Source organism: Haloarchaeobius caseinilyticus (genome assembly GCF_051207395.1).
GTDB lineage: Archaea > Halobacteriota > Halobacteria > Halobacteriales > Natrialbaceae > Haloarchaeobius.
In genome coordinates this window covers 1,156,954-1,177,799 of the sequence record NZ_JBPJZC010000001.1, presented here as the reverse complement: position 1 = coordinate 1,177,799, position 20,846 = coordinate 1,156,954, and the positions used below count along the sequence as shown (strand labels likewise).

Annotated in this window: 21 protein-coding genes; 14 read left to right on the top strand and 7 right to left on the bottom strand. The window is 65.2% G+C overall.

Features of this window, described 5'->3' with window-relative positions; genetic code table 11:
* The first annotated feature begins 158 nt into the window (after positions 1-158).
* From ACSC1P_RS06210 to ACSC1P_RS06175, 8 genes are all read left to right on the top strand, one after another.
* Positions 159-1,013 carry a TatD family hydrolase gene (locus tag ACSC1P_RS06210; RefSeq protein WP_435359266.1) on the top strand — a complete coding sequence of 285 codons (855 nt, stop codon included), beginning with the start codon at positions 159-161 and terminating at the stop codon, positions 1,011-1,013.
* A 93-nt stretch (positions 1,014-1,106) separates the two neighbouring features.
* Positions 1,107-1,688 carry a DUF2150 family protein gene (locus ACSC1P_RS06205; RefSeq protein WP_435359265.1) on the top strand — a complete coding sequence of 194 codons (582 nt, stop codon included), beginning with the start codon at positions 1,107-1,109 and terminating at the stop codon, positions 1,686-1,688.
* 50 nt (positions 1,689-1,738) lie between these two features.
* Positions 1,739-3,793 carry a hypothetical protein gene (locus tag ACSC1P_RS06200; protein ID WP_435359264.1) on the top strand — a complete coding sequence of 685 codons (2,055 nt, stop codon included), beginning with the start codon at positions 1,739-1,741 and terminating at the stop codon, positions 3,791-3,793.
* Positions 3,794-3,949: 156 nt separating this feature from the next.
* On the top strand, positions 3,950-8,347 hold the full coding sequence (locus ACSC1P_RS06195) for a PKD domain-containing protein (protein ID WP_435359263.1): 4,398 nt from the start codon (positions 3,950-3,952) through the stop codon (positions 8,345-8,347).
* 107 nt (positions 8,348-8,454) lie between these two features.
* Complete coding sequence (hmgB, locus tag ACSC1P_RS06190; RefSeq protein WP_435359262.1) at positions 8,455-9,792, top strand: hydroxymethylglutaryl-CoA synthase; 1,338 nt, start codon at positions 8,455-8,457, stop codon at positions 9,790-9,792.
* Positions 9,793-9,883: 91 nt separating this feature from the next.
* Positions 9,884-10,696, top strand: a complete 813-nt coding sequence (locus ACSC1P_RS06185; protein WP_435359261.1) for a hypothetical protein — start codon at positions 9,884-9,886, stop codon at positions 10,694-10,696.
* 126 nt (positions 10,697-10,822) lie between these two features.
* Complete coding sequence (locus tag ACSC1P_RS06180) at positions 10,823-11,290, top strand: DoxX family protein (protein WP_435359260.1); 468 nt, start codon at positions 10,823-10,825, stop codon at positions 11,288-11,290.
* A gap of 88 nt (positions 11,291-11,378) precedes the next feature.
* On the top strand, positions 11,379-11,594 hold the full coding sequence (locus ACSC1P_RS06175) for a hypothetical protein (RefSeq protein ID WP_435359259.1): 216 nt from the start codon (positions 11,379-11,381) through the stop codon (positions 11,592-11,594).
* A gap of 9 nt (positions 11,595-11,603) precedes the next feature.
* Here ACSC1P_RS06175 and ACSC1P_RS06170 read toward each other — a convergent pair whose 3' ends face one another.
* Positions 11,604-12,311: a helix-turn-helix domain-containing protein gene (locus ACSC1P_RS06170; RefSeq protein ID WP_435359258.1), complete on the bottom strand. Its 708-nt coding sequence runs from the start codon at positions 12,309-12,311 to the stop codon at positions 11,604-11,606.
* Positions 12,312-12,411: 100 nt separating this feature from the next.
* Here ACSC1P_RS06170 and ACSC1P_RS06165 point away from each other — a divergent pair, with 100 nt between their 5' ends.
* Together ACSC1P_RS06165 and ACSC1P_RS06160 are read left to right on the top strand one after the other, a co-directional pair.
* Entirely contained in the window at positions 12,412-13,122 is a 711-nt protein-coding gene (locus ACSC1P_RS06165) for a metal-dependent hydrolase (protein WP_435359257.1), read from the top strand.
* 9 nt (positions 13,123-13,131) lie between these two features.
* Positions 13,132-13,617, top strand: a complete 486-nt coding sequence (locus ACSC1P_RS06160) for a GNAT family N-acetyltransferase (protein WP_435359256.1) — start codon at positions 13,132-13,134, stop codon at positions 13,615-13,617.
* 20 nt (positions 13,618-13,637) lie between these two features.
* On the opposite strand, the gene ACSC1P_RS06155 is transcribed toward ACSC1P_RS06160, so the two are convergent.
* Both ACSC1P_RS06155 and ACSC1P_RS06150 read right to left on the bottom strand, forming a co-directional pair.
* Complete coding sequence (locus tag ACSC1P_RS06155; protein ID WP_435359255.1) at positions 13,638-14,264, bottom strand: DUF7978 family protein; 627 nt, start codon at positions 14,262-14,264, stop codon at positions 13,638-13,640.
* A gap of 95 nt (positions 14,265-14,359) precedes the next feature.
* Positions 14,360-14,971 carry a DUF7978 family protein gene (locus ACSC1P_RS06150; RefSeq protein WP_435359254.1) on the bottom strand — a complete coding sequence of 204 codons (612 nt, stop codon included), beginning with the start codon at positions 14,969-14,971 and terminating at the stop codon, positions 14,360-14,362.
* A gap of 130 nt (positions 14,972-15,101) precedes the next feature.
* Here ACSC1P_RS06150 and sod point away from each other — a divergent pair, with 130 nt between their 5' ends.
* Positions 15,102-15,704 carry a superoxide dismutase [Mn] gene (gene sod / locus ACSC1P_RS06145; RefSeq protein ID WP_435359253.1) on the top strand — a complete coding sequence of 201 codons (603 nt, stop codon included), beginning with the start codon at positions 15,102-15,104 and terminating at the stop codon, positions 15,702-15,704.
* 143 nt (positions 15,705-15,847) lie between these two features.
* Here sod and ACSC1P_RS06140 read toward each other — a convergent pair whose 3' ends face one another.
* The 4 genes from ACSC1P_RS06140 to ACSC1P_RS06125 are packed head-to-tail and all read right to left on the bottom strand — an operon-like array spanning position 15,848 to position 18,443.
* Positions 15,848-16,462: a GNAT family N-acetyltransferase gene (locus tag ACSC1P_RS06140; RefSeq protein WP_435359252.1), complete on the bottom strand. Its 615-nt coding sequence runs from the start codon at positions 16,460-16,462 to the stop codon at positions 15,848-15,850.
* Between the two features lie 31 nt (positions 16,463-16,493).
* Complete coding sequence (locus ACSC1P_RS06135; RefSeq protein ID WP_435359251.1) at positions 16,494-17,120, bottom strand: GNAT family N-acetyltransferase; 627 nt, start codon at positions 17,118-17,120, stop codon at positions 16,494-16,496.
* Between the two features lie 29 nt (positions 17,121-17,149).
* Positions 17,150-17,782, bottom strand: coding sequence for a GNAT family N-acetyltransferase (locus ACSC1P_RS06130; RefSeq protein WP_435359250.1), 633 nt, complete (start codon positions 17,780-17,782; stop codon positions 17,150-17,152).
* Between the two features lie 7 nt (positions 17,783-17,789).
* Positions 17,790-18,443, bottom strand: coding sequence for a GNAT family N-acetyltransferase (locus tag ACSC1P_RS06125; protein ID WP_435359249.1), 654 nt, complete (start codon positions 18,441-18,443; stop codon positions 17,790-17,792).
* Positions 18,444-18,563: 120 nt separating this feature from the next.
* Between ACSC1P_RS06125 and ACSC1P_RS06120 the strand changes: the two genes are divergently transcribed.
* From ACSC1P_RS06120 to ACSC1P_RS06110, 3 genes are all read left to right on the top strand, one after another.
* Positions 18,564-19,376 (top strand): hypothetical protein, encoded by an 813-nt coding sequence (locus tag ACSC1P_RS06120; RefSeq protein WP_435359248.1) that lies wholly within the window; start codon positions 18,564-18,566, stop codon positions 19,374-19,376.
* 95 nt (positions 19,377-19,471) lie between these two features.
* Positions 19,472-19,942, top strand: a complete 471-nt coding sequence (locus tag ACSC1P_RS06115) for a type IV pilin domain-containing protein (RefSeq protein ID WP_435359247.1) — start codon at positions 19,472-19,474, stop codon at positions 19,940-19,942.
* Positions 19,943-20,261: 319 nt separating this feature from the next.
* Positions 20,262-20,693, top strand: coding sequence for a VOC family protein (locus tag ACSC1P_RS06110; protein ID WP_435359246.1), 432 nt, complete (start codon positions 20,262-20,264; stop codon positions 20,691-20,693).
* The last annotated feature ends 153 nt before the right edge of the window (positions 20,694-20,846 follow it).

Sequence of the window (20,846 nt, the reverse complement as noted above, 5' to 3'; positions counted from 1 at the left end):
GTATTTGCAACAAATATTGCTGGAATTTCTTTGAGTGGACGAACGTCCCATTCGTCACGGACTGGTCCTGCATGCCCGGAACGGTGGCGGCGACGAGCCTGGTGCTGGCCGCCGTCGAGTACTTATATTTTTCACCCGCGCTCGCGCACACACGAGAGATGACAAACCCCGAGTTCGACACGCCGGTGCTCGACAACCACCTGCACCTCGACCCTGACCACGGCAGGGGTATCGCCGCCGTCGAAGACTTCGCCAACGTCGGCGGGACACACCTCCTCGTCGTGAACAAGCCGTCGTGGCACCTCGGTGACCTCCCGCGCGAGCGCTCGGACTTCCGGCACGTGTTCGAGACGACTATCGCCGCCGTGCGCGACGCGACGGAGGTTCTCCCCGGGCGCGCGTGGCCCGTCCTCGGCGTCCACCCCGGCCTCGTTTCGAAGTTGGTCGACGCCGGCCGTTCGCCGAAACAGGCACGCGAGACCATGTGTGCCGGGCTCGACCTCGCCGCGGAGTACGTGGACGACGGGAGCGCGCTCGCGCTCAAGTCCGGCCGCCCCCACTACGACGTGTCCGACGCGGTGTGGGACGCCTCGAACGAGGTGATGCGCCACGCGTTCCACCTCGGCGCGGAGAACCGCTGTGCGGTCCAGCTCCACACCGAGGGCAGCGACGACCTCACCGAAGTCGCCGAGTGGGCCGAAGCCGCCGGGATGGACCGCACGAGCGTGGTCAAACACTACGCTGGCGGCCAACTCGCTGGGCCGGTCCCCAGCGTGATGAGCGAGAAAGACCGCCTCGAAGTCGCCGCGAACCGCGACGACCCCTTCCTCATGGAGACCGACTTCGTCGACGACCCGGACCGCCCCGGTGCCGTCCTCGGCCCGAAGACTGTCCCCCGCCGCGTTCGCTGGCTGCTCGACGAGGGCTACGACGAGGCCGTTCACCGCGCCCACGTCGAGACGCCGAAGCTCGTCTACGATATCGAGACGACTGACACGTTACAGCCTGAATAAGCCCTGATGGGTCGCCTCAAGGCCGATGTGTGTCGTCACCGCACGGAGTCCGACGAGAGAAAGGCATTTGACGTAGCCGGGGAACGTTGAAGCATGAGCACGCCCCCGACCGAGTACTACTCGGAGGAACGCTGGCAGAATTGGATCGACCGCATCAAAGACGAAGAGATCGACCCGGAGGACCAGGACACCACCCGTGTCTTCGACCTCATGCAGGACGACACGGCCATCGCGGCCGCGAAAATCGTCTCCTCGCACGACGACGGTGAACTCGACGAGGAAGGCGCCTCCGAGAAGATCAACGAAATCGGCGACATCGTCTTCACCGAGCCCGACTTCGGCGACGAGGACAAACTGTTCCTCGTCGGCAGCGTGCAGGAGAGCCTGAGCATCGTCCTCCACTCCTGCATGGAATACATTCACGCGGGCGCGGCCGACGAGGCCACCATCGAAGACTACGTCGCGGCCGCCGCCGACGCCGAAGCGAACGAGGACATCGAGAGCGCACGCGGCTACCTCGTCAAGGCGGGCACGCTCGTCATCGACGGGAAGAAGCTCTCGCCCGAGGTCGGCCAAGACATCGAGTTCGGCCCGGTCGCCGAGTGGCTCAACGGTCTCGCCAGCCTCCAGTCCGCCATGGAGGACCCCGAAGTCGTCGAAGAAGAAGACGAGTGAAGCGGTCAGGGCAATAAGGGTTTTAGTCTCCCCGCGGAAAGAGTCCGCAAATGGGTATCCGTGGGGATGAGCGCGCCGTAACGGTACAGATTGGTGCCGTCATCTTACTCGCGTTCGTCGTCATCGCGATTACGACCTACCAGACGCAGGTCGTCCCAGCGCAGAACGAAGAAGTCGAGTTCAACCACAATCAGCAGGTCCAGCAGCGGATGCAAGACCTCCGGGACGTGCTGGTCTCGGTCCCGGCGACTGGCTCTGGCGGGGCGGTCTCGGTGCCACTCGGGACGACGTATCCAGCACGTTCTATCTTCGTGAATCCACCACCTCCTGGCGGAACACTTTCTACCGTAGGGACGACGAACGACTCCGTCGCGTTCGCCATCGGGAACGCCACTGCGACGGACGCCGAAGTCGGCAACTACTGGAACGGGTCGACACACGCCTTCTCGACGGGCGCGCTCGTCTTCACGCCGAACTATCACGCCTACGAGAACCCGCCCACGACCGTCTACGAGAACTCGCTCCTGTACAACCGCTTCGACAGCGCGAACCTCACCCTGACGGGCCAGACCGTCGTCGACGGGAAGCGACTCACGCTCGTCGCGGTGAACGGCAGCCTCCGAGAGGGCTCGGGAACGGCGTCGGTGACCGTGCGACCGGTGAGCGCGTCGACGGCGGGAATCGCGGTGCGGAACACGTCCGGTGAGCGGCTCACAGTGACGATTCCGTCCACCCTGTCCGCGAGCGAGTGGCAGACCCTGCTCTCGGAGTCTGGCCAGTACGACGGGACCGGTTCGTCGAGTAACGAGGCGTACGTCCACGCAGTCCGGGCCAACGGGAGTACGACCGTTCCGGGGACGAGCCAGCGACTCCACTTCGTCGACATCGTGATGGAAGCAGACGAGACGTACAGCCTCCGGCTGGCGAAAGTCGGCGTCGGCTCCGGCGTCACCACGCGTGAAGACGGGGCCTACCTCGCCCCAGTCGACTCCACGTCGAGACAGGCACCGACGGGCGGGTCTGAGACCCTCACCGTGCAGGTCCGCGACCGCTTCAACAACCCGCAAAGCGGCGTGACCGTGAACGCGAGTGTCGTTTCGGGCGGTGGCTCGGTCGCCAGTCCGACGCAAGTCGAAACCGGCGACGACGGCCGGGCGACGTTCACCTACCAGGCACCAGCGAGCGCGGGCACCGCCGAAGTCCGGATGAACATCTCCGGCGGGGCCAAATCGTGGGAACTGGTCAACTTCTCCGTCTCCGTCCAGGCGACCGGCGGCGGTGGTGGCGGCGGCAACGGCGCGTATCAGGTGCAGTGGCAGGACCCGTCTGGCCAATCTGGCGTGGACTGCCCGAGTGGGCCGGACGCCACCTGTACCATCACTGGTGGGACAACCACCGTGGACCTCGTGATGAACACGAACCCGACCGCCGACGGCGCGAGCGTCACCTACGCCGTCAACAACTCGATGGTCAGCAGTCTCTCCCGGACGTCGGGCACCACGAACGGAACGGGCGAGAACGCGACGACGCTCTCGCTCGCGGAGAACGGGACCGTCGTCGTCTACACGACTAGCGGTGCTGGCGGGGACAACATCAGGTTCGAGGTGAGCGGTCTGCCGGGTGGCGGCGGTGGCGGTGGCGGGAGTTCGGCGGACGCCGTCGACCAGGTCGGGGGAAGCGGGGCGGCCTTCGGTGGCGGCTCCGGTGCCCGGTTCACTGTCGAGAACACCGGTGGGAGTGCAGTCACCATCACCGACATCGCCGTCGATGTAAGTGGTGGGGGCAGCATCAGCCGTGTGCAAGAGGGTAACGGTGGCTCTCTCAACTCGTTCCAGCACGAGGTGTACATCGACGCGTCGACCGATGGCGCGTACGAACCGGGTGGGAAACCGTACCACAACGACAACGGCGCGCCGTTGCAACTCGGAACGACAGTCACACTCACCGACTCGGCAACCATCAACGCTGGAGACAGTGCAACTATCGAGTTCTATCAGTTCCAGAACAACGGCGGCAACAGCAGGAGCGTCTCTGACAAGCAACTCTCGGTCACGGTGTACTACAGCGACGGTACCAGCGAGACGTTCACCTTCACGCCGCCGTGAGGGCCAACATCTGAGCGGCAAACGGCAACAACGGTTATACTTTCGACCGCACAACAACTGCCAAATGCGGAGTCGTGGGTACAGGGGGAGTGGATTGACTGGTGAGCGCGCGTGGGCGACGCCCACGTCGCCGCGACCCCTCGACGGCACTCACGAATGATTCGGAACCCGAGCGACGACCGGGCGGTCACGGCTCAAATCGGGTTCATCCTCCTGTTCGCGTTCCTGTTGCTCGCCGCGACGGCGTGGCAAGTGTCGGTCGTGCCCGACCAGAACCAACAGGTCGAGTACAACCACAATCAGCAGGTCCACGACGACCTCCAGCAACTGCGAAGTGCAGTCGTCTCACCGGGTGCGACGAACCGGGAAGTGCCGGTCAGACTCGGGACGGCCTACCCCGACCGAACGCTGTACCTGAACCCGCCACCGGCGGGTGGGCGGCTCTGGGGCGTCAGCGGGCGGAACGTGACGACGAACGTGACGAACGCGACGGCGGCGGGGAAGGCTGGCGACTTCTGGAACGGGAGTCTGATTTCGTACGACACGACGCTGCTGGCCTATCAGCCGTCGTACAGCGAGTACCAGAACGCACCGACGACGTACCTCGACAACACGCTGCTGTACGACCGATACCGGTCGGCGAACTTGACCCGTACCACGCAGTCACTCGTACAGGGGAACCAGCTTTCGCTCTCGCTGGTGCAGGGAAACCTGAGCGTCGCGCGGTCGGGCGGGTCGTCGTCGGTCCCGCTTCGGGTCGAACCGACGAGTTCGTCGACGAACACGGTGACACTGACCAACCGGAGCGGGCCGATAACGCTCACGGTAACCTCTCGGCTCCCGGCCAGCCGGTGGGCGAAGTTACTCGACGAAGGTGGGGAGCTGGCGAGTGACGGTGGCTACGTCGACGGCGTGGTCGACGCTGGCTCGCTGACTATCGGAAGCGAGCGGTTCCACCGCGTGGGCGTCAGGCTCGTCCCGAACGAATCTTACCAGTTGCAGGTGTCGACGGTGACGCTCCAGCGAACGTCGTCGGGTGCACAGGCGGCATCGCCGCCGCCAGCGTACCTGCTGCCGGTCGAAGGGAACGAGAGCGTCGTCGAGGAAGCAGACGACCAGACGGTGACGTTCGAAGTGCGTGACCGGTACGGGAACCCCATCGACGGGACGGTGAACGTCACGCTCGACGGCGTCGGCACGCTGTCGCACGACGGCGGCACGGACCTCTCCAATCTTCAGACGCAGGACGGCCGCGTGACCCTGACCTATACCGCACCGAACGACGTGTCCGGCTTGCAGACCGTCGACATCGACATGAGCCTCACCGGCGACCCGGAGGTCGGGTTCGACGGCAGCGCACCGAAGAACGCGTCTGCGCGGTTGTTCGTCTCGGACGCTGGAAGTGGTGGCGGCGGCGGTGGCGGCGGCGGTGGCGGTGCTGGCGGCGGTGGAAGCAGTGATAGCGCGTACATCACGGAGTGGGACGGCCCGTCGACGATTACGGTCGACTACTCGACGACGCAGTCGGTGACGCTCACCGCCCGAATCGCTGAAGGACTGGCGAACCAGCCGATTTCGTTCGTCGTCAACGACTCTTCGGTCGTGAGCGTCCAGTCGCAGGACGCGCAGACGAACGGGACCGGCGAGGCGGCGGTGACGTACGACCTCACGGGCCGGTCGTCGTTCCTGGCGTACGTGACCGGCGGTGGCACCGGTGACCGCGTGCTGGTGCAAGTTCTCAGCGGTGCCGTCGAGTCACTCCTGTGGGAGACCCCGGGCGACTGGGACGCCGCCGCGGCCGAGTCGAACGTCGTCCACGAGAACTACGGCGACCACGACGCGCGGGCGGTCCAACTGGGCTACCCGTCGTCTGGGTCCGGCCTCGTCGCGTACTACCCGCTTGACGAGAACAGCGGGTCGACCGCCACGGACACGACCGGTGGGAACGACGGGACCGTGAACGGGGCGGGACAGGGGCGACCCGGCGTGTTGAACACCTCGTCGTACGAGTTCGACGGCGTCGACGACGCGGTCGTCGGGCCGACCGACCTCGCGCCGTCGCTCGGCACCAGCGGAACCGTCTCGGCGTGGGTGAAGACGACGCAGACGGGCTCCGATACGATGTGGCAGGCACCCGGTATCGTCGGCGTCGAGAGCAACGGGGACGGGAACGATGTGTTCTACGGGTGGCTCGACGCCTCGGGCAACATCGGCGTAATGGCCGGGAACGACTACGGCGCACAGAGTTCGACCGAGGTGAACGACGGCCGATGGCATCACGTCGTCCTCGTGCGCGACGCAACCTCTGGACAGACGCGGGTGTACGTCGATGGTGTGCTGGAAGACACCGCCGCCTCGGAGACGGGGGCGAAGAACTCTGCGTTCGCCAGTCTCGGCGTCATCGAAGACACGGGTGGAACGCCCGAATACTTCGACGGGCGACTCGACGAAGTGCGACTCTACGACCGGGCCATCTCCGACGGCGAGGCGCGGGCGCTGTACGAGGCGACCCGAAACGGCACGCTCACCACCGGCGCGAAGACGACCGACGCACCGGTCGACCCACAGCGCGTCAGACTGGAGAACGTGAGCGCGTCGGTGCCGCCACAGACCGACCTCACGGTCTTCCTCGAATCCGACCCCGAGGCCGACGGGACGTGGAATCGGAGCGCACCCGTCACCATCGTCGACGGACAGCGGTCCTACGCGGTCGGCGACGGCTCGCTCGGCACGCTCTCCGACCGGTTCCGGCTGGTCGTCGAGATGAACTCGACGCATCCGGGACTGAGTCCGTGCCTCTCCGGCGTCGAGGTCAAACCGGATGGGTCGAGCGGACAGTCGGTGTCGACAGCCTGTCCATCGGACACGGCGAGTGGGGCGCCACCGACCGCCGACTTCACTACCTCTCCGGCCGACCCGAGCACGGCCGACGACGTTCAGTTCGACGCCAGTGGGTCGTCTGACCCTGACGGTAGCATCGACTCCTTCCTGTGGGACTTCGATGGCGATGGCACCGTCGACGAGAACACGACGAGTGCAACGACGACGCATCTGTTCGTCGACAACGGGACGTACGATGTCACGCTGACTGTGGTGGACGTGTCCGGCGCGACCGACACCGTAACCCAGTCCGTGCAGGTCGAAAACGTCGCTCCGAGTACGTCGCCGACTGCGACGACGAGCGACCCGACCACGGCCGACGATATCTCGTTCGTGGCACGGGCGAGCGACCAAGACGGCTCGGTCGTCGGCTACCAGTGGGACTTCGGCGACGGGAGTCCGAACGCGTCCGTCGAGAACCCGAGTCACGCCTACGACACTCCCGGCACCTACACGATTACGCTCACCGTGACCGACGACGACGGTGCGACGACGACGGCGTCCACGATGGTGACTGTCGACCGCATCCGTGTCGCTGTTGTCGACGACTCTGGTGGATACGGCGACCAGGTTGTGTCTGCGCTGGCCCAACAGCTCCCCACGAACTACTCCGTCGTTCAGGCGACGCTGAACGAGGTGACCGCGAATCCGGACGCCTACGAGGTCGTCGTCGCACAGGACCTTCCGAGCGACGGTACCGCCGTACAGGCCTTCGTCGATGCCACCGACGACCGGAACACTGCCGTCGTCTACCTCGACCAGTGGAGCGACGACGGATACAACCCAGAGAACAGCAACGCCATCTCCGAACTCTCTGCGACGACCGGGAACCCATCGAGTACGGGACAGCGGTACGGGGCCGGGGGCAGCCTCGTGGCAGTGATGCACATCGACCGGAACCACCCGCTGTTCGATGGTATCGGGTCCGCTGGTGACACGTTCACCGTCCACGACGCGTACTACTCAGACCACGCCTGGTTCAACGGGTTCAACAACGTGACGCTCGCACGGTCCGGCGACTCTAACGGATTGTCTGGTCCGGCGGTGGCAGTCGACGAGCACGACCGGACGATACTGCTCGCCTCGTTGGGCCGCGAGCCCGACGTTCAGAACGACGATTACACCGACGACGCAGACGTACTTCTCCGGAACGCCGTCACCTACGGCGCAGAGGGGTTGGCCGGAGTCGGGCTGGAACCGTCTGGGCCGGATGTCGGCCTAGTCGGCGATGGGACCGCAGTTGACACTGATGGGTCGGGTTCACGCTCTGCCGTCCAGTTCCACGTTGGAAACGGTCGAGCGACCGCCGTTCGGGTGACAGATATCCGTGTCGACCCCGCGAACTCGAACGTCGCTCGCCTCGACGACCCGATCGTCGGCGAAGGGAAGTACAGCAGCGAGTTCTACGTCGAAGTCGACGGTACCGGTTACACCACCGACTTCGCTGGTGGGTTCAGTGTCCCGAGAACTGTCGACCTGAGCACGGCAGGAAACGCGAACGATGAACCCGTGATTCCGGCGGACGAAGTGGCGACGTTCTCTCTCTACCAGTTCACCGACGGTGCCAGCAACGAGTTCGACATGACTTGCGAGACCGTCCAAGTGACGCTATACTTCTCTGATGGCACGCAGACGGCGTTCACTGTCACGGCCCATGGGCCGACCGCGTGCTGAGGCCCGGTGTGTACAGCCTGAAACTACAGCAGAGACGAGACATTTCGACGACCGTCGAACTCTTAGTCGACAATAACTTATAGCCCCTGCACTCAGACGGTAGTAGCATGACAACCGTCGGTATCGACGCAGTCGAGGTTTGGACAGGCAAGTTGAAACTCGACCTGCCCAACACGTTCGCACCGGAGAAGGGCGAGGACCCGGAGAAGTACACGAAGGGACTGGGCCTGAACGCCTCGTCGTTCCCGGATTCGTACGAGGACATCGTGACGATGGGAGCGAACGCGGCGAAGAAGCTGCTGGACCGAAAGGGACTCGAACCCGACGACATCGGTCGCATCGACGTGGCGACGGAGTCGAGTTTCGACAACTCGAAGCCGATTTCGACGTACATCGCGGGCTGTCTCGAACAGGTGTACGAGGGTGACTTCCACCACGCAAACAAGGGCGAGCGAAAGTTCGCCTGTATCGCCGGGACCCAGAGCATCGACGACGCGTACAACTGGATTCGCGCGGGCCGCAACCGTGGCCGTGCCGCGCTCGTCATCGCCACCGACACCGCGCTGTACGCCCGGGGCGACGCCGGTGAGGCGACGCAGGGCGCAGGTGCAGTCGCGATGCTCATCGACGAGGGCCCGGACCTCGTCGCGCTCTCGACGAATCAGGGCTACGGCTCTGCAGACGAGACGGACTTCCTCAAGCCGAACCAGCAGTTCCCCAGCGTCGACGGGAAGCGCTCGGTGAAGGTGTACCTCGCCCGAATGCGCGAGGCACTCGAAGACTACGAGTCCGTCGCGGGCCGCATCCACCCCGACGACTTCGCTTACGGGCCGTTCCACACGCCGTTCCCGGGCATGGTCCGCAAGGCCGCCCTGCTCGCGTACCGTCACACCATCCGCGACACCGAAATCGAGGAGGAACTCGCGGCGGAAATCGGCCGCCAGCCCCGCCGCGAGGAGTTCGACGACGAGGGGTCGTTCACCGACGCGCTCCGTGACTACATGGACTCGCTGAAGGGAACCGAAGCGTACCAGAACTGGTACGCACAGGCCATCGAGCCGACGCTCGGTGTCTCCCGTGACGTGGGTAACTGGTACACCGGGTCGGTCCACATCGCCCGTATCTCGGCGCTCCGTCACGCCGTCGCGAACGACCGCGACCTCGAAGGCGACAAACTGCTCGTCGGCTCCTACGGCTCCGGCGCGCAGGCCGAGATCCACACCGAGACGGTGCGAGAGCACTGGCGTGAGGAGATAGAGGCGCTCGACATCGACGAGCAGGTCGCCGCGCGCTACGACCTCTCGTGGGACGAGTACGAGGAGGTCCACGACCGCCACAACCACGAGAAGGACTCCGACCTCGAAGAGTTCACCGCGCCCGATTCCGAGTTCGTCTTCGACGGCTGGGGCCGGATGGGCGAGCGCAAGTACCGGTTCGTCGAGTAAGTCTCTCCGACTGGCCACTGGTTTCTTTCTCGCTGCTTCTCTCAGACCGCTTGGGAAACGTATTCCACCCTTCCACCTGAATCCGTGTTCCATGCACGGGCACGAGACCGACAGGGGAGCAGTCGGTCTCGCGGTCGCGTTTCTCCTCGGTGTGCTCGTCGCCCTGCTCTGTTGGACTCTCGTTCTCGGGATTGGTCCCCCCACTGCCGACTTCGCGCTGTTCGGCCCGACAGCACCCACTCCAGACGCCGACGGCGACCTCCTCGCCGACGACTGGGAGCGCGCAGGTGAGACGCCCAGTGGCGCGCCGTTGCCCGACGCGGACCCGAACCGAAAGGACGTCTACGTCCACATCGCCTACGGCGCGAACGTCGACCCGCTCTCCGCCACCGAACTGGCCAGACTGGAACGACTCTGGGCCGACATGCCCGTCGAGAACCCCGACGGGACGACCGGTATCGACCTGCACGTCGTGACACAACAGGCACTCGGCGAACCGGTCGCCTACGAGAACGTCTCCGCTGGGGACGTTCGCGGACAGTACACCGAGACACGACTCGGTGACGGTTTCTGTACCTACTACGGCGTCACCCTCGGGAGCATCGACGACGGCGACCACCTCGGCTTCGCCGACGCGCCCGGTTACGCGAGCCTCGTCCACCGAAACACGCCGTGGTACGCCCACGACGGGAACGGCGTCGCGGGCGTCGTCACGCACGAACTGCTCCACAGCGTGGCCGGACAGGTCGGTGAAGGCGGCCACACCGAGCGCGGGTGGCTCTCCGGTTCAGCTACTGGCCCACGGGATTTCCTCTCGGCGACGACTACCGACCGATTGAACGAGCGAGGGTTCACCTTCCCCGAGACGACTCACCGCCACTACGCCGAAACCTGTAGTGTCTGACATGGTCTGTGGCGGCTGATGCGGTACGTGACGGCTGACGCGGTCCACGACGCTGAGAAGTGTCGAAATCTGACCCCTCAGCGTGCAGCAGTTCGACAGATAACTGACCAGAACGATTCTACGCGTATGGAATCACTCCGCAATCGATTCGGTGTCGACGCGCCGTCGGACTACGACGTGAGTACACTGCTACTGCGCCTCGGCCTCGGGACCATCATGATGGTCCATGGCTTCGGCAAGCTGACCGGCATGGGTCCCTCCGGTTCGGGTATCGACGCTTTCGCCGGGATGCTCGGGTCGCTCGGTGTCCCGCTTCCGCTCGTGGCAGCGTGGGTCGTCGCGCTCGTCGAGTTCTTCGGTGGGCTGCTCGTCCTCGTCGGCCTGTTCAGTCGCGTCGCGGCGGCCGGCATCGCGCTCGTGATGATCGGCGCGATCGTCCTCGTCCACCTGCCGCAGGGCTTTTCGGACTACGAGTTCCCGCTGCTCCTGTTCCTCGTCGCGACGGCGCTGACCCGCATCAGTCCCGGGAAACTGTCGCTCGAACACTGGCTGGCGACGCGTGAGACGCGCGAGACGGCCAGGCCGACGACGTAAGAACGAGAGACACAGCTGCTTTTTCCAGCACTGGCAGTATTCACGGACAGCACGGTTATCTCCACTCGCGTCGTCGGTCCGACACGAGATGCAGTCCACGAGACGCTGTCCCGACTGCGACGTACGATTGGACGAGATGGACATGCGGACGGGTGATGGGTTCGCGCTCTATCTGATGACGGACGAACCGCGACCGGGGATACTCGGTGGTCTCGGCGCGAAGGAGAAGGTACGGGCGACGGTGATGGTCTGTCCGAAGTGTGGCCTCATCCGGCACTACGCAGATTTGGACGGCGACGCCTGAACGCCCGCCTCAGGGCAGTTGCCGCAACGCCTCGACCATCTCGTCGGTCGACATCTGGGTCACGGCGAGCGAGAAGCCGTCGGCGCGGGCGAGTTTCTTCGCGTGTCGCCACAGGTTCTCCTCCTCGATACCGTGGAGGACGACGGCGTTCGGCGTCGGCGTGACGACGCGCATCGCCACCAGCGGGGACTCACCGCGGGTGATGTCGGTGAAGATGAGCGCCCGCGAGGTGGACTGGCCGTACAGGCGGTAGAACTCCTCCGATGAGAGGCGGGTGATGGCCGCGATGGAGTTGATCACGGTGTGCCCAGAGATGTGGCCCTCACCGCCGGATTCTATCTCCGTCGCGTCGATGGCGTCGTAGAAGCGCGACAGCGGGATGGTCGCCGGGTACTCGCGCAGGTCGTGGACGATGTCACTCTCGAAGCCGGCCGAGATGACCCGCGCGTACTGGCGGATGTGCCCACCGCCGCGGGTCTCGTCGATGTCGAGCAGGCCGGTGACGACGCGGCTGACCACGCCGATGCCGGGGTTTTCGCGTCGCCCGCTCTCGTAGTCGGAGATGACCGACGACGACACGTCGAGTTCGCCCGCGAGGTCGGTCTGAGAGACGCCGAAGTCGGTACGCCACTTCCTGAGGGTCGCGCCGGGGTCGTCCGAGAGCGTCACCTCGCCGGCGATCTTCGTAGCGAGGTTCTGCCGTGGACTATCTGTCATCGGCGTGCAGTCGAGTGACACGGGGGAAAAGCGTATCGAACTTTGGGTTCGACGCATGTCGAACCCGAAACACTTTGCCGCATGCCAGAATGTAACGTATATGCCTTCGACAGTGGTTCACGTGGCACTGGCTGCCATCGTGGGGTGTGCACTGCTCGGGCCGGCCTTCTCCGGACGCTCGTTGCTGGTGGTGCTGGCGGTGACGGTGTTCGTCGACCTCGACGTCCTCGTGGGGTTCGCCGTGGTCGGTGCGCACCGCGCCGCGTTTCACACGCTCCTGTTCCCAGCAGTGTTGCTCGTGGTACTGTACTACGATATCTCTCGACGCGAACGGTCGTGGTTGCTCGACCGGTTCGGGCCGCACGCGACGCGGACCGGGTTCGTCTCCGTCATCGCGGTCACGTTCGCGGCCATCGGCCCCGACCTGATGACGAACGGTGTCAACCTGTTCTGGCCGCTGCACGACCAGTTCTACGCCTTCACCGGGAAGTTCCACCTCTCGGACCAGCAGGGCATCGTCCAGACGTTTATCGAGTTCGACAAGGGCAAGCCCGCGGAGTCGGTCGCCCGCGGGTCGACGAAGGAGGTCCAGTACTACACCGGCGTCGACACCGACCCCGGCCGGACCGGGAAACCGGTCGTGAAAGAACGTATCTTCCCCGTCGTCAGTTCCGGGATGCAGTTGCTCATCGTCGCGACTGGCGCGTTCGTCTCTGGCTCTCGGCTCTGGGAGGAGCGCCGGTCGAACGCTGCAACCGCAACGACTGCCACCAGCGCGACCGACCGCAACCGTGAGGAAGACGCGGCCTGAAGCGGGGGTATGCCACGACCGTACGACCCCGACACCGATTCCGAGGCGCTATGGTCGCTGAAACGCGGCTTCGAACTCGGCCTCGGGACGGGCACTGGCGGCGACGAGAAGCAGTCTCTGTACGAGGAGAAACTCACCGACGACTACCGTGCGGACTGGCTCGACTGGGTCGGTCGCTGTGTCGCCGACGACGAGCGCTGTGTCACTGTCGCCGAGGACGACGGCGACCTCGTCGGCTACGTGTTCGTCCTCCCCGAGCGACTCGCCTTCGTCTGGGATGCCGCCGTCCTCAACGAACTGTACGTCGCGCCCGACTACCGCGGGACCGACCTCGCGGACGACCTGATGGCCGCCGCGGTCGACCTGGCGCGCGACCAGTCGCTCCCACTCGACCGCCTCGTCCTCGACGTGGACCGCGAGAACGCGAGGGCGAAGGCGTTCTACGACCGTCACGGGTTCGACCACTGGGGCGAGATGGTCGCGCGAAAACTGTAGACTCTGTTCTCACGCGGCACTCAGACCGACTGCTCGACGAGGCTCGCCGTCAGTCCACCCAGCGCACCGAAGACGACCGGGTAGACCAGTCCGGCGATGATGACCGCGTTGACGACCGGAACCGACAGCGATGCTGGTCCGGCCGAATACGCGAACAGTGGTGCGCTGATGAGCACCAGCAGGAGATAGCCGGCGAAGACGAGCGCGCCGCTCGTCGCCGCCGTCGAGGCCGTCCCGGCGAGGCCAGTCGTTCTGGCCGCGAGGAAACCCGCGCCGAACAGCAGTAGCGGCGGCACGAGGTGGACGAGCGTAATCAGGCCGCCGCCGGCGAAGTCGAAGACGTTCACGTACCCGGCGATGAGCCGGCCATCGTAGAACAGGTCCACGTAGTGGACGTTGTACACGAGCATCCCGGTGACCATCCAGTCGGGGACGTTCGCCCGGATGAGTGCGACCGCACCCCGGAGTAATAGGTCTTGGACCGAGTTGCTCTCAGGGAGTTCCATCTGCGTCCACACGAGGAACGTCAGGACGTAGGTGACGGCGAACGACCCGGCACCGAGGGCGGCACTCCGCAGGACAGCGGCCTTGTCGACGCGGGCCGCCGATTCGGTCACGTCACGCTGCTTGCCGCGTTCGAACGACATGCGCCTCCTAGGTGCTTCGTCGGGAAAATCGTACTGCGGCCGGTCGATTCGTCGCTATTTCTCGGTGAGAAAACGGGCGGGTGGTCCGCCGACAGTTACGCGCTCAGATGGGCGACCAACCCGCCGAGGCCGCCACAGAGTAGCGGGTACACCACGCCGGCGACGACGACGGCGTTGCCGAGCGGAATCGAGAGCGTGGTCCCGTCGTTCGACGCCGCGAACAGCACGGCACCGACGACTACCAGCACGAGGTAGCCCACGGCGACGAGTGCGCCCGCGAGCACCGAGTTGGCGAGGTCGTCGGTCAGCCCGCTCGCTCTGGCCGCGAGCAGGCCCGCGACGACGAGGAAGAGCGGGACGACCACGTACACCAACTGAACGAGACCGCCGCCCGCGAGGTCGACGAGGTTGAACGACCCACTGGTGAACTGGCCCTCGTAGGCCAAATCGACGAAGTGGCCGTTGTACAGGACCATCCCGGCGGCCTTCCACGTGGCGACGTTGTCGCGCACGCTGGAGACGATGGCCTGTTCGAACGCTTCGCCCAGCGAGTCGGGCTGTGGGAGTTCGGTCATCGCCCACAGCACGAACGAAAGCAGGTAGCTCGCTACGAACGCGCCAACACCGATGCCGGCGCTCTTCGCGGCGGTCGCTGCGTCGAGACCGGTGCGAGTCGCCTGTGTCGTGTGTCTGCTGTCGGTGGACATCGTATCGTCCCTCTTCCGTTGTGAAGAAAAGAATCTCGTCCCTATGCAACTCGGGAAAATTCTCAATTCAGTTACTTGAATGCGTTTCAGCTTATATACTTGTGGCTGCGAGGCCTCGCCTCACTTGCACATGACGGATTACGAACTGTCGCCGCTGCCGTACGACTACGACGCTCTTGAACCGCACGTCTCCGAACAGGTCCTCACCTGGCACCACGACACCCACCACCAGGGCTACGTGAACGGCTGGAACTCGGCCGACGAGACACTCGCCGCGAACCGCGACGAAGGCGACTTCGACGGGTCCCCCGGTGCGATTCGCAGCGTCACGCACAACGGCTCCGGTCACGTGCTCCACGACCTGTTCTGGCAGAGCATGAGCCCCGAGGGTGGCGACGCGCCCGAGAGCGACCTCCGTGACCGAATCGAGGCCGACTTCGGCTCCTACGAGGCGTGGGAAGGCGAGTTCCGCGCCGCCGCCGGGAACGCCGGTGGCTGGGCGCTCCTCGTCTACGACTCCTTCAGCAACCAGCTCCGCAACGTCGTCGTCGACAAGCACGACCAGGGCGCGCTCTGGGGCGCACACCCCATCCTCGCGCTGGACGTCTGGGAGCACTCGTACTACTACGACTACGGCCCGGCCCGCGGCGACTTCGTCGACGCGTTCTTTTCGGTCGTCGACTGGAACGAGCCGGCCAGCCGCTACGCCGACCTCGTCGGCCAGTTCGAGTAGGACTGCCGACTGACTGGCTGACTACGTCAGCCTCGTACTGCCACTGCGACCGGCCGACCGCCGTGGGCATCACCCGGTCGGTCGTGCCACGACCTATCTACCCTGCTTATCCCCGTTTTCTACCCTGACTCCACTGTCGGTACTCACTCGTCCGCCGACTCGTACCCTGCCCGCGAGATGCTGTAGCAGTACACGTCGTACGCGCCCGTCGAGTCCACGTCCTCGTTGCGGTCGAGTGCGTCGCGCTGGCCGTCGAACCGTGCCAGATACTTCCCGATGGCACACTGTGACGGCTCGTTGTCCACCCGGGTCGTCACCCGAACGTGCTCGCAGTCGAAGGACTCGAACGCGAGTTCGAGGAGGGCGACGGCGCGCTCCTCGCTGTAGCCCCGGCCCCAGAAGTCGGTCCCGAGCATGACGCCGATTTCGGCGAGTCGCTGGTCCCACAGCGGCCGGAACGACACGAACCCCGCGAATCTGCCAGCACCGGCTTGCCCGGGTTTCGGTCGGAGAACGTACGCCACGGCGGTTCCTTCGCGTTGGCTCTCGGCGAAGAACTGGAGCAGGTCGCGTGCCCGGTTCGGCGTAGCGACGAGCGTCGGCGAGACGTGTTCGAAGACGCGCTCTGCGTCGGCTTCTTTCGAGAACGCGCGGTAGAAGTCGAGGGCCTCGGTCGCGTCGTCGACGCGTTCGAGGACCAGTCGCTCCGTCTCGATGCGCGTCGGAAAGAGGCCGTCGTCCCAGTCGAAGTCGGTCATGTCGGTCTGTGTCGGTCCCTGTCCCCTCGCCTCAGTCGTGGAACGTCACCGTCGGGTCGACGGTCGCCGACTCGTAGTTTTCGCGTGTGATGCTGTACTGCTGGAGGTCGACCGGGTCGCCGCCGTCGGGCGACGGCCAGTTGCGGACTCTGGCGTCGTGCTGGCCGTTCCAGCGGTCGACGTACTTCCGAATCGCGCGTTTCGAGTTCTCGTTGTCGACCGTGTGTGATACCCGAACTAGGTCGAGGTCGAGTCGCTCGAACGCGCAGACGACGAAGGCGTCGGCGCGCTCGCCGGAGTAGCCACGGCCCCAGAATCGCTTCCTGAGGCCGAAGGTGAAGTACGCCGCGCGGCGGTCCCACATCGCACCGAGTTCGGCTTCGCCGGCTGGTTCGCCCGCGCCGTCTTCGCCGTCTTTCGGCCGGACGACGTAGATACCCGAGTCGCCGCTGTCCCAGCGCTCGTTCCGCGAGGCGACGTAGGCGCGGGCGGTGTGGGGCGTCTCGAACGGTTCGACCGGGATGTGTTCGTACTCGTCGGGGTCGGCGTTCTGGACGCTCATCGGTTCGTAGCGCTCGAACACGTCGGTCTCGGCGAGCGACTCGTGGACGAGGTTCAGGCGCTCAGTCTCGATTCGCTCGGGAAACAGGCTACTCACGACTGGTAACCTCGCGTACCTCACCTACCTCACTCACGCACCGCCACCTCGATGTCTCGGCCACCAGCGACCGCAGCCTCGTACTGCTCGCGGGCGATGGTGAACCGGTGGACTCCCACGGGCCGGTCGCCGTGAACCTGCAAGTTCCGGAAGTAGCCGTCGTGCTGGCCACCCCAGCTATCGACGTACTTCTCGATGGCGCGTTTTGACCGCGTGTTCTCGTCGACGACAGCGACGGCGACGAGGTCGAAATCGAGGCGGTCGAACGCGATGGGGACGAACGCGTCGGCGCGCTCGCCGGAGTAGCCTCGTCCCCAGAATCTCTTCCTGAGCCAGATACCGAATGTCGTGCTGCGTTTCTCCCAGTTTGGGTGAAAACCCGCGGTGCCGGCGAGCTCGCCTGCGCCGTCTTCGCCCGCTTTTGGGTAGACGGCGTACACCGCTCCCTCGGCCTTCGCGGCCGCCTCGCCCATGTGCTGGACGAACTCGAACGTCTCCTTCGGGTGCTGGTGTGGCTCCCACGTCATGTAGCGGGTGGCCTCCTCGATACCGTCCTCTGTGCTGTAGTACGGGTACACTTCGTGCGCATCGAGTGTGTCTGGACTCACGCGCTCGAAGCGCAGGCGCTCGGTCTCTATTTCGGCGGGAAACAGGTCGGGCATGCTCGATTCACTCCTCGCCGTCGCTCTCGCCACCGTCGCCACTGCCGTCACCGACGGTCAGGTCGACCGTCACGTCGGCGTCCTCGTACTGCTCGCGGGTGATGGTGTACCGATGCAGGTCACGCGGTTCGTCGTCGAGTACGACCCAGTTCCGGAGGATACCGTCGTACTGGCCGCCCCACGTTTCGACGTATTTCTCGATGGCGCGCTTCGAGCCCTCGTTCTCGGTCGTGTGCGCGGCCGCGACGAGTTCCAAGTCGAGGCGGTCGAACGCGAGTTCGACCAGTGCGTCGGCGCGCTCGCCGGAGTACCCACGGCACCAGAACTCCTCGCGGAGCCAGATTCCCAGGCGAGCCGTCCGGCGGTCCCACAGCGGGATGAGCGAGGCGACGCCGGCGAACTCGCCCGCGCCATCTTCGTCGTTTTTCGGGAACATCGCCCAGTTCGCACGCTCGGCGTCGTCCCACTTCTCTTCGGACTCACGGAGGTAGTCCCACGTATCCTTCGGCGTGTGGTGGCGCTTCTTCGAGATGTGTCTGGCGACGAGTTCGAAGTCGGGGTCGCTCATCACCCCGTACAGGTCGAACAGGTCGACTGTCTCTCTATCCAGTCGTTCGTAACGGAGGCGTTCGGTCTCGAAGGTGGCGGGGAACAGGTCCATGGCTGTCGGATTCCCACAGCGAGAGCAAAAGGGTTCGGGCGGCGTGACACTCCCTCACGCGGGCGACCAAACAGTCGAGTATAGTCTTTTGTCCCCGACGGCCGAAGCACGGACGAACCCGTGTCGACAGTGCGCACCGACCAGTCCACCAGTGGGAACCTCGCAGACCTGCTCGGTCTCCTCGCGGTCCCGCTGCTCCTCTGCGCGCTCCACGTCGCCACGCCCGCGGCCCGGGACGTCTTCGCGCTCCGGCACGACGACCTCACCGTCGTCACGCTGTGGTCGTCGGCGTTCGTCCACGCGAACGACGCCCACCTCTACTCGAACCTCCTGGGGTACAGCCTCGCCGCCGTCCCGACGTACCTGCTCTACCTCCACTGGAACCGCCGACGCGCGTTCTGGGTGACGGTCGCGGTCACGCTCGTAGTGGTCCCGCCCATCGTCAACGTCGGGAGCGTCGTCTACTTCGACTCGCAAGGGTTCGGCCCCGACACCGTCTCGCGGGGTTTCTCCGGTGTCGTCGCCGCCTTCGCAGGACTGGGACTGGCCGCGGTCGTCTCGTTCGTCGCCGAGTCGTACGGACTCCGCCGCGCGTACTGGGTCGCACAGGCGCTCACCCTCGTCGTCGCGGGCGTGATGCTCGCTGGCCTGACTGGCGGGGTCGTGGCGTTGCACGCCGGACTGGTCGGCGTCGGTGTCCTGCTCTCCGTGACTGGCTTGCTCACCGACGAACCCGACCCGCTCGCTGGTCTTCGGGACCACCGGATGACGGTCGTCGTGGTGAGCTACGTCGTCGTCACGCTGTTGCTCGTGGTCTACCTGCTGTTTCCGGCCGACGTGACCGAGACCTCCCACGTCACGAACCTCGTCGCCCACGCGGTCGGCCTCGTCGCCGGTGTCGTGTTGCCCGGGCTGGGCCGATTCGCGTCGTGAGTCCCGGCGTCGTTGGTCTGCTCGAACTGCTAGTCAGGAATACCCTCACACAGTGGCCACAACGTTCATCATCAGATACTGTTTCAATAATTGATATGAACTGGGGTTCACGGACTGGGGAGTCCCGGGGTATCTCGTCGGTCATCTCGACCGTGCTCATGGTCGCTGTCGTGCTCATCATGGCCGTCTCGGTCGGCGTGTTCGTCTTCGACATTGACGACGCGCTGAAGGAGCCGTCGCCGAGTGCGGTGTTCGAGTTCGAGTACACGGACGCGACGAGCGATACGCTGAACGTCTCGCACCAGGGTGGCGATACCGTCGACGGTGACAACGTGTACGTCGTCGTAACGGGCGCGACGGTGAACGGTGGAACCTCGGCAGACGGTCGTTACAGATGGACCGACCCGCCCCTGAACGGCGACGAAGATATCACCGCGTCGTCGACCGCCGTCGGTAACCCGGGTTACAACCTCGACCTCAGTTCCGCCAGCGTCGTCCTCGTCTACGACGACCCGGACACCGACGAGTCGTACGTGCTGGACTCGTGGGAAGGTCCCGACAGATAACGTCGCTTGGTAGCACTCGACACGCTCTTTTAAGTCGTCGCTCGTCGTCGTCACCACCAATGATGACCCGGTAACGCGCCGTTCGCTTCCTTCGCCCGCCCTGCGGTGAGCACGCCACTCGCCGTGGGCCGAGCGCCAGCCATCGGGTCGGCCCGTGCCGCGAGCACTCACCCAGCGACCGCTGGCGGCGCGGAACCACACACGACATACGGACCAAACAGATGCGACACCACACGCGACAGACGCACGACGCACAGCACACGACCGACGCAGCGACCGTGAGTCGGACCGACACCGACCACGAGACGGAGGCACGCCGATGAGCGACCAGCGCGACGACCCAGACGTCTACCCGATGCCGGCGTTCACCCGCCTCGCCTGCACCGATCTCGACGAGAGTGCCGAGTGGTTCGAGACGGTCGCCGGCTTCGAGACGGTGTTCTCGATGCCCGGCCTCTCGCACCTGCGCTATCGCCGCTACGCCGACGTGTTGCTCGCCCCGGCGAGCGGCGACGAGCAGGTCGGGAGTGGCGGCGCGACCCTCTGCTTCAACGTCGTGGACGAAACCGTCGCCGACGTAGCCGAGCGCGCCCACGATGCCGACTGGCCGGGCGTCGACGGCCCGACCGAGACCGCGTGGAACACGCGCGAGGTCACGCTTACGAGTCCCGATGGGTACGACCTGACGTTCTCCGAACCGGTCGACACGAGTCGGGACTTCGACGAGGTGATGGGACTAGACGGGGAGTAGACTCGGGGACACTGCCCTCGTGTAGTTCTCTCGATTACTTTTCTTCGAAAGTTGCAATCGTCGTGGTCTGTTTGGGACGGAATCGTGATTCTCGACTGGTCGTCGTCGTGAGTGCTGGCTTCGAGAAGCAGTTCACGAGTCACGACGGTACAT

What these genes read in the sequence shown, in the direction of transcription:
- ACSC1P_RS06185 (WP_435359261.1), top strand. Translation starts at nt 9,884, where the DNA reads ATGCACGGGCACGAGACCGACAGGGGAGCAGTCGGTCTCGCGGTCGCG.
- ACSC1P_RS06160 (WP_435359256.1), top strand. Translation starts at nt 13,132, where the DNA reads ATGCCACGACCGTACGACCCCGACACCGATTCCGAGGCGCTATGGTCG.
- sod (WP_435359253.1), top strand. Translation starts at nt 15,102, where the DNA reads ATGACGGATTACGAACTGTCGCCGCTGCCGTACGACTACGACGCTCTT.
- ACSC1P_RS06130 (WP_435359250.1), bottom strand. Translation starts at nt 17,782, where the DNA reads ATGCCCGACCTGTTTCCCGCCGAAATAGAGACCGAGCGCCTGCGCTTC.
- ACSC1P_RS06170 (WP_435359258.1), bottom strand. Translation starts at nt 12,311, where the DNA reads ATGACAGATAGTCCACGGCAGAACCTCGCTACGAAGATCGCCGGCGAG.
- ACSC1P_RS06175 (WP_435359259.1), top strand. Translation starts at nt 11,379, where the DNA reads ATGCAGTCCACGAGACGCTGTCCCGACTGCGACGTACGATTGGACGAG.
- ACSC1P_RS06115 (WP_435359247.1), top strand. Translation starts at nt 19,472, where the DNA reads ATGAACTGGGGTTCACGGACTGGGGAGTCCCGGGGTATCTCGTCGGTC.
- ACSC1P_RS06155 (WP_435359255.1), bottom strand. Translation starts at nt 14,264, where the DNA reads ATGTCGTTCGAACGCGGCAAGCAGCGTGACGTGACCGAATCGGCGGCC.
- ACSC1P_RS06110 (WP_435359246.1), top strand. Translation starts at nt 20,262, where the DNA reads ATGAGCGACCAGCGCGACGACCCAGACGTCTACCCGATGCCGGCGTTC.
- ACSC1P_RS06205 (WP_435359265.1), top strand. Translation starts at nt 1,107, where the DNA reads ATGAGCACGCCCCCGACCGAGTACTACTCGGAGGAACGCTGGCAGAAT.
- ACSC1P_RS06195 (WP_435359263.1), top strand. Translation starts at nt 3,950, where the DNA reads ATGATTCGGAACCCGAGCGACGACCGGGCGGTCACGGCTCAAATCGGG.
- ACSC1P_RS06200 (WP_435359264.1), top strand. Translation starts at nt 1,739, where the DNA reads ATGGGTATCCGTGGGGATGAGCGCGCCGTAACGGTACAGATTGGTGCC.
- ACSC1P_RS06125 (WP_435359249.1), bottom strand. Translation starts at nt 18,443, where the DNA reads ATGGACCTGTTCCCCGCCACCTTCGAGACCGAACGCCTCCGTTACGAA.
- ACSC1P_RS06150 (WP_435359254.1), bottom strand. Translation starts at nt 14,971, where the DNA reads ATGTCCACCGACAGCAGACACACGACACAGGCGACTCGCACCGGTCTC.
- ACSC1P_RS06165 (WP_435359257.1), top strand. Translation starts at nt 12,412, where the DNA reads ATGCCTTCGACAGTGGTTCACGTGGCACTGGCTGCCATCGTGGGGTGT.
- ACSC1P_RS06180 (WP_435359260.1), top strand. Translation starts at nt 10,823, where the DNA reads ATGGAATCACTCCGCAATCGATTCGGTGTCGACGCGCCGTCGGACTAC.
- ACSC1P_RS06210 (WP_435359266.1), top strand. Translation starts at nt 159, where the DNA reads ATGACAAACCCCGAGTTCGACACGCCGGTGCTCGACAACCACCTGCAC.
- ACSC1P_RS06140 (WP_435359252.1), bottom strand. Translation starts at nt 16,462, where the DNA reads ATGACCGACTTCGACTGGGACGACGGCCTCTTTCCGACGCGCATCGAG.
- hmgB (WP_435359262.1), top strand. Translation starts at nt 8,455, where the DNA reads ATGACAACCGTCGGTATCGACGCAGTCGAGGTTTGGACAGGCAAGTTG.